This is a genomic window from Chitinophaga hostae (genome assembly GCF_018224885.1).
Classification (GTDB): domain Bacteria; phylum Bacteroidota; class Bacteroidia; order Chitinophagales; family Chitinophagaceae; genus Chitinophaga; species Chitinophaga hostae.
In genome coordinates, this window is the sequence record NZ_JAGTXB010000016.1 from 51,496 (window position 1) to 59,116 (window position 7,621).

General features: G+C 45.0%; 6 protein-coding genes. All 6 read right to left on the bottom strand.

The genetic code is table 11. The features are described 5' to 3' along the window. Positions 1 to 524 precede the first annotated feature (524 nt). A complete protein-coding gene (locus KE626_RS34940) occupies positions 525 to 980 on the bottom strand; it encodes a nitronate monooxygenase (protein ID WP_346344474.1) in 456 nt (151 codons plus the stop codon). 11 nt (positions 981 to 991) lie between these two features. Further along, positions 992 to 1,621 (bottom strand): NAD(P)H-dependent flavin oxidoreductase, encoded by a 630-nt coding sequence (locus KE626_RS34945; protein ID WP_283093176.1) that lies wholly within the window; start codon positions 1,619 to 1,621, stop codon positions 992 to 994. A 223-nt stretch (positions 1,622 to 1,844) separates the two neighbouring features. Then, the gene (locus tag KE626_RS25165; protein ID WP_211975779.1) at positions 1,845 to 2,681 is read right to left on the bottom strand and encodes a hypothetical protein; all 837 of its coding nucleotides are present in this window, start codon (positions 2,679 to 2,681) and stop codon (positions 1,845 to 1,847) included. 13 nt (positions 2,682 to 2,694) lie between these two features. Then, positions 2,695 to 5,157 (bottom strand): TonB-dependent receptor domain-containing protein, encoded by a 2,463-nt coding sequence (locus KE626_RS25170; RefSeq protein WP_211975780.1) that lies wholly within the window; start codon positions 5,155 to 5,157, stop codon positions 2,695 to 2,697. A 46-nt stretch (positions 5,158 to 5,203) separates the two neighbouring features. Beyond that, positions 5,204 to 5,914 (bottom strand): thioesterase II family protein, encoded by a 711-nt coding sequence (locus KE626_RS25175; RefSeq protein ID WP_211975781.1) that lies wholly within the window; start codon positions 5,912 to 5,914, stop codon positions 5,204 to 5,206. A gap of 27 nt (positions 5,915 to 5,941) precedes the next feature. After that, positions 5,942 to 7,609, bottom strand: a complete 1,668-nt coding sequence (locus KE626_RS25180; RefSeq protein ID WP_211975782.1) for a cyclic peptide export ABC transporter — start codon at positions 7,607 to 7,609, stop codon at positions 5,942 to 5,944. Positions 7,610 to 7,621: the final 12 nt, after the last annotated feature.

Here is a 7,621-nt window from a genome sequence, read left to right on the forward strand (position 1 = left end):
CTCCAGAAAATGAGTTAGCAATAAAGCAATACAGACGACCTGCCTTAACAGGAATTTGCGGGATGGCTCAAACCCGATTGCTGAATAACGAAGGCTTTATTTCCGGCATTAGCGACATCTCCAGTGGTACCGATAACAACCTACAGAAAATGTTATTTGAAGCGCGACTTAAAAGGATTAACAATAAATATTTCATAGTACTTCACTTATACAGGGTCCTTAATTTTCCATTGTGACTCTTCCAGGTAAAAAATATATTAATAACTATTATGGCTACACCCGAACAATGACAACACAACATTGCTACATACTCTTTCCAGAAATTGGCTGCAAGATATATCTACAGACAGATAATTTCTATAACACTTAGGTGTAATTTTCATTGATAATCAAATCTAATCACGCCATACGCATTCTATCTGCGTAACAATAAATAAGGCTGCAAAGACTCCAACTATTCAAGTAGGCCATATTTCCCCCAGGGCTTTCGTGTATTAAGATACACCTCCATAGTCTTCCCGCCTTCATTCCTGTTTTAAATTTCTATTACCAATAGCCTCTACCTCTTCTATCAACAACTGCATCAACACCCCGGCTTTCCTATGCTTTAATATCGGCGCAATTTGTCCGCCCCAAAACAATATCATATCCCATTTCTCCTTGTCCAGTGCTGCTTTCCTTAAGGAAGACATCAACTGCGACTGTAACGGAAATGGCAGCAACTGTGCATCCTTTCCTTCCAGGTCTTTTATCATTTGAGAAGACAACCCTCTTCCCAACCGGCCGGTAAAAGCGCTTGTGAGTGCAGTATATTTTGCGCGGTCAGAAAACAACATTTCGCGATGAACGGGCAGCAGGTTGGATTCTTCACAGGCGAGAAAGGCGGTCCCTATCTGTACCGCATCTGCCCCCAAAGTCAACGCAGCAGCAATACCCGCTCCCGTTGCGATACCTCCGGCAGCAATAACGGGTATTTTCACTTTTTCCCTGATCAGCTGTAATAAAACAAAAGTTCCTGCTGTGACGACTCTGCCGCATCCAGGAATGATGGCCGGTGACCTCCTGCTTCAAAGCCCGATGCGACGATCATATCTGTTCCCGATGCTTCCAGAACTATCGCCTCATCAAGCGTAGTGGCGGCGCCGATAGTGACGATCCCCCGCCTGCGGCATTGCTCCAAAACATCCTGCGACAGCGTACCAAACAGGTAACTGAATACCTTTGGCCGTAGGTCCAGCACCGCCTGCAACTGGTTTCCGAACCTGGAATGGAACGGGAGCGGTTCTCCCGGTAATGGAATGCCCAGTTCATCAAAATAAGGCTTGAACAATTTTGCAGTTCGTTCGTATTGTTCCCTGGTAACAGTTCCGCTGCCCCCGGGAATATCGGTATCCGACACCCAGAGATTAAGATTGTATGGTTTGCTGGTAGCTGCTTTTATCTGCCTGTCTGTTGCTGCAATTTCCTGAGCCGTATGGGTGTAAGCGCCGTAACCACCCAACCCGCCTGCATTAGAAACTGTTGCTACCAATGCCACAGAGGACAGGTTTCCGCCAAATGGTCCCTGTAAAATAGGATACTCAATTCCCAGCAGTGCTGTTGACTTTGTATTGTTCCACATGTTTGAAATATTTGTTTGCTATACAAAGTAACGACAGGATCCGGGAAGATCAGGTGACCTGCATCACATTTTTCAGGCTCACTGAATATATGAAAGAAAGGCAAAAAACAATACAAGCAACAGCATGATCGCCAGGAAAGCAGGGATCATCAACAGCTTCTTCCTGCCGGAAATAAGTGTTGTCTTCACCAATCCTATTAGCCCAACTGCCACATGTGCCCCCCTACTTATTATACACCGGGCTCCTCTTCAGCATATAAAACAGCGCATCATGATACGAGCCCTCATCACTTAAAAAAGCTGTCCTCCGGTTCGCAAATATCTTTTCATTCCGTTGATTGAAAATCCCCAATGTAACTTCATTCTCATACTGGTTTTCAACGGTAGTGCTACTGGAATTATCATGCTTTTTTTTATTACCCTCATATTGGGTAGTACCGGAATTGGAAGAGTTAACACTTTCTTTTACACTGCGGGATAAAGTACCCTGTAATACAAATTCAGCCCCTAATATCCCGCAAAGTTCGTCATAGGTATATCCCTTAATCGTGTTGTTGTCGATACCTTTTTTATACAACAGCGCATTGGTGGTGTTAGGTTCCTGGAACTTATACTGCCCGTTTCTTTTGCTCAGGTACACATAAGCATCATTCTGTAACTTCTCCCCTTTTTCATTGACTTGTTGCAAGGGTTCATTTATGGAAATATATTTAAACGGCAGGATAGCTACTAAACCGGGCTCAATGGGGCGACCACTTTCCACAGGCTGCTTGCCTGTGTTACCGGAGGGAGCGCTGATCACCTCTACCCTTCCGCTGGAGAAGGTAATTTTGTTGATGTCTGACTTTTTCAGGTCATATACAAGTGTTTCCCCGGTATGGATAAATTTAATGGTGTTTGCCTGCATCTCGGTAATCTTACCATGTTTTTCTTCTCCGTTCAGCATGAGTATCACATCCTCTTTACCCGGAGACGCTTTACCTGTTTGCGCTTGTAAAAAAGAAGCACAGCTCAGCGATGCCAATAAAATGGCGACTAAAAATTTTATTGCTTTGGTCATGATAAAAATTATTTTACTTTTTTTCTGTTTTAACCCTTTGTTGTTCTGCGGTTGCACCGCTCTCACGTTTATCCGTTGCATCTTTCTTATCGTTTTTATTAAAGCGATAGGTGAACGCCAGCTTCAATACCTGTGATTGCCATTGTCCGCGGATATGAATATCAATGTTCTGATAGCGGCTCACCCCATTATACCTGTTCCAGCCGAAGATATCAGAGGCACTCAAACGGAGAGCACCCTGTTTGCCCAATATATCTTTTTGTATGCCTGCGTGCAGTGTGCCGACAGGCTGTTGCAGGAAGGTACCATCTATGCTCCGGGAAGACCAGGTACCCATAAACTGGAGGCCCCAGCCGTCTTTCAGCTTCACCTGTTGCATCAGCTGGCCCGTAAAAACACCTGCTTTCAGCTGAAAGGGTTCGTTGTTGATCGTACCTGAATAATCATAATGATTATAATCGACGTAGATAATGGTCGTCAGGTTATCGTTGATCGGTAGCTGGGCATTTATATTGGCGCCGAGTACTTTCCGGGTGTTCAGGTTTTCCGGACGCTGATACGTTTCATTCCGCACGGCGTCCTGCAGTATTACTTCCTGGATAATATCTGTTGTCCGGTTATACACCAACGTGGTGGTTAACGCACCCTCCCAGATACTGTAGCTCAGCTCTACGTTATGGCTGTATTGCGGGTTCAGGTACGGATTTCCTTCATCATAGGTATACTGATCCAGGTAAAAACGGAATGGATTCATACTGCGGTAGTCCGGTCTTTCTATCCTGCGTCCGTAAGTCAGCGTCACTTTACTCTCCTTATCCAGGTCATAGGCCAGGAAGGCAGTGGGGAAAAACTGCAGGTAGCTGCGGGAAAATGTTTGCCCGCTACTTTTTTGTTCTCCTTTCAGCCAGGTTTGTTCTGCACGAAGGCCCGCCTGAAACTCCCAATGATGAAGCTTATGGCGGAGATTCACATAGGCTGCATTGATATTTTCTTTATACAGAAAATGATTACTCAGGGTATCATTCTTTATCCAGCCACTATTCACACCGTCGTAATACTGTGCATTATTATCGGTATTTACAAATGAGGTTTTCGCACCGAGTTCCAGGCGTGTATTTTCAGAAAACGGATGGGTATAATCCGCTTTCAGACTGTAGATATTAATTTTCCCGGGCAGATCTGCCAGGAATAGCTTGTGCGGCGCCGCTTCACTGCTGTCTGGTTTATAATAGCGATTATCAAAATACTGCTCGCTGGTACTGTTGTAAGATAAATAATCAGCATTGATCAGCAGTTCATGCTCTGCGGCATTAAATACATGTTTCAGGCTAACATTCGCTTCTATATTGTCCCATTTACCTTTTGTGGTGGCAGGCGCGTCTACCCTGGTGGTCATCACGCCTTCACCGGTTTTCAATAACGTGTTATTGGTACTAAAGGATTCTGAAGGATTATGAAAACCACCCAATGCAACGCCTACAGTTGTTTTAGCGCTCGCGTAATAATCCAATCCCAGTTTTCCGGTGATACTTTGTCCGGTTGTTTTGGTATAAGTATGCTGATCGTAAATACTGGAAATTTCCTTGCCGCCGTTACGGAAGTTGCGGATAATATAATAATCTTCAAAACTCTTCCGGTAGCTGTAACCTGCATTACCATAGAAATTAATATGCTTATTGCTATAATTAAAATTGAGGTTCTGCGCAGTACCGGGGTATCTTCCCTGCAGGGCCGTGACAACAATATTCCCGTTGAAACCACCGGTTTTCAGTTTCTTTCTTTTGATATTAATAACCCCATTGCCGGCGGCATCATATTTTGCCGGCGGGTTAGACATGATCTCTATCTGGTCCAACTGCGAAGCGGGCATATTCCGCAGGAAAGCGGTCAGCTCACCACCGGAGAGATAGGCAGGCCTGTCGTCTATCATCACCTTTACCCCTTGTTTACCTTTTATGGAGATGTTACCATTTTTATCGACTAACACACCGGGCAGTTTTTCCATTACTTCCATCGCGCTGCCGCCCGCCGCCATAATAGATGATTCCACGTTTACCACGGTACGATCCAGCTGTTGCTCTATAAAAGGTTTTTTAGCCGCTACCGTCACCCCTTTCAGGTTATTGGCGTCTGTTTGCAGGATGGCGTTTTCCAACGGCGCCAGGGACTGATCCAGATTAAAAACCGGGCTATTCCATTCTTTGTATCCTATATAGGTAACGGTGATAAAATAACGGCTGAAAGGGATGTTATCCAGCTGCCAGCCGCCGGTAGTATCAGATAGTGCTACCTTCACCAGGGAAGAATCTGTCGCTTTTTTAAGCAGCACGGTGGCGGCAACAACGGGTTGTTGCGCTTCATCGCGTATCTGGCCGGTTACTTTACCGGTTTGCGCTTTCACGGTGGCCGATAAAATCAGCAACACCAACAGCAGCATCCATTGTTTCGTCGGGCACTTCCGGGAACTGGGTCTCATAATAGTGTTTTCTATAATGGTATACATCTTATAAAAAGGATTATTTTCAGCTATGCTGCGGGGTTAACGCGGCCTCACGGATGAGCATAGCTATTTTTTGAAATTGATGGAGAATAAAGAAATGATTTCCCGGATAACGAAGTATACGGATCTCTTTATCTGTTTCCTCCGCCCATCCCGCTACCTGGTTGGGAGCGATTTCTTCCGCAGCCCCGGTGATAGCGGTAATGCCGGTGCTATACCTGCCCAATGACTGGTACTGATAACCCTCCACTGCCCTCATATCTTCCCGGATCACCGGTAGAAAAAATTCCATCATGTCCAGGTCTGCCAGCAAAGCGTCGGGCATCCCACCCATATTCTTCAGTTCTGCTATCAGCTGGTCGTCAGGCAAAAGGTGCAGCTGCCGGCGTTGGTCATTAAAAACAGGCGCAGCGCAACCGGTAACAAAGAAATGCAAAGGAAGCGCCTTCCCCTCCTTTTTCAGCCGGTGTATCAGGAGGTTGCCGAGCACGGCACCCATAGAATGACCATACACCAGGTAGGGAGATCTTATATGCGGCAATAGCTGCTGGTAAAGATCATCTGCCATCGCATGCATATCAGACAACAACGGATCTGCAATTCTCTTGCCGCGGCCCGGCAACTCCAGCGTAACAATATCCATATGCCGGCCCAAAAAAGGCTGCAGATCGCGGAAAGAGTAACTATTCCCGCCTGCATACGGGATACATATCAGTTTGGTTTTCTGTAACATCTCCAATACTTTTTTGACGTTATTTTCTTATTTAGCATAGTACAGATCACTGGCTGCATTTACAAGCGTATCACTGACAATATTGCCGTAATCGAATTTTATCAATCGCTCCCCGCAATCAAAATAGGTATCATCATGTGTTACCACGATAACTGTTTTACCCATCTGTTTTAATTCAGGAATAATTTTCTTGTAGAAGTAGGCCCTGAATACGGGATCCTGTTCTGCAGCCCACTCATCAAGCACAATTACATCCTTGTTCTCCAGCATGATATAGATCAGCGCCAACCGCTTTTGTTGCCCCTTCGACAAATCGGCTTTGATAGATTTCTTTTCGTTATCAAAAGTGACAATATTGTCCAGTTCCATTTTGCGGAGCCAGAACATTAACCGTTCATTATCCGGTTCCAGATCCAGACCATTATAGTTTTCGCTAAAAAGCCCGCTATCCGTGAAAATGGCGGCAATTCGGTTACGATAACCGGGATAGGTTTTTTCCGTTATCACCCGGTCGTTCAATGCTATAGTGCCGCTATGCGGTACATATAATCCTGTGAGCAGGTTCACAAAAGTACTTTTACCACTGCCATTACCACCAGTAATAAAAATGCTTTCTCCTTTCTTGATATCGAGGGTAAGCGGTTTTAAACGGAAGGTTTCTGCCCTTCTTTCATCATAATATTCAAACGTAACATTTTCAAAACGTATGCCTTCGAACACTCCGCTGGTGGCCGCCAGATCGCCATGCCCGATAGCGATAGCCCTGGAGGCATTGATCTTATCATGGAATTGTTCCAGGCGGTCCACCGCAATCTGCATCTGCGTAAACTCACTGATGTGGGCTACTACAATTCCTACTGGTCCCATCAGGTATAACAGCGTTACTACGAACTGGTTATTGACCACGTTTGTCATGTGCAGGATCACCGGCAACAGGAACACGATAATGCCGATTAACAGGTACCACAAATAACTTCCCATGAGCTCATTACCCATAAATTTGATCAGGGTTTTGATGGTTAGCTCCTTTACCCGGTTCCTGTTTTGTGAAATATATTTATGGAAGATATTATCGCTTCTTGTGATACTCATTTTCACATCTTTGAATCCACGCAGAAAATCGTTGACGTTTTGCTGGTATACATTGGCCAGATCACGTACGGTATTCAGATCACGGCTGATAGACAAATTCCTGATGAAGTATACAACTGCCAGCGAAGTGAGTATACCCAATATCAGTAAGGCGCTCAGCCAATTGGTGTAAAACAGGTAACCTAACCCGATAGACACCATGACCATGGCGTTAAACACTTCTATAAAAACATTCGGGAAACGCTGCAGCGTAGTTACATCCGCGGTAGCGGTGCGTACTTTTTCTTCTCCCAGTTTTATATATTCTTCATAATCGGCAAACCGCAGTTTTTCAAAAACAGATAATCCAAGGTCATTACCCAGTTCATAGGTAAGGCGGATCGTGTAGGATTGAAATGCCCTGGCAGTAAAGAACGATACAAGGATCAGCACCGCATATATCTGCCAGTCATATCCCTGTACAAACGGAAGGGAAGTGCCGGCAATCCTGTTGTTGATCAGCAACAGCAGCCCCATGGACCAAATGCTATTAATGAGTCCAAGCAATAGCAACAGGACATAAAACAACTTCGATTTTTTCTGAAGCAAACTTATTAGTCTCATACGATCCCGGGT

Coding starts and splice junctions, on each gene's coding strand:
- KE626_RS34945 (WP_283093176.1), bottom strand. CDS start 1,621: ATGTGGAACAATACAAAGTCAACAGCACTGCTGGGAATTGAGTATCCT.
- KE626_RS25165 (WP_211975779.1), bottom strand. CDS start 2,681: ATGACCAAAGCAATAAAATTTTTAGTCGCCATTTTATTGGCATCGCTG.
- KE626_RS25170 (WP_211975780.1), bottom strand. CDS start 5,157: ATGAGACCCAGTTCCCGGAAGTGCCCGACGAAACAATGGATGCTGCTG.
- KE626_RS25175 (WP_211975781.1), bottom strand. CDS start 5,914: ATGTTACAGAAAACCAAACTGATATGTATCCCGTATGCAGGCGGGAAT.
- KE626_RS25180 (WP_211975782.1), bottom strand. CDS start 7,609: ATGAGACTAATAAGTTTGCTTCAGAAAAAATCGAAGTTGTTTTATGTC.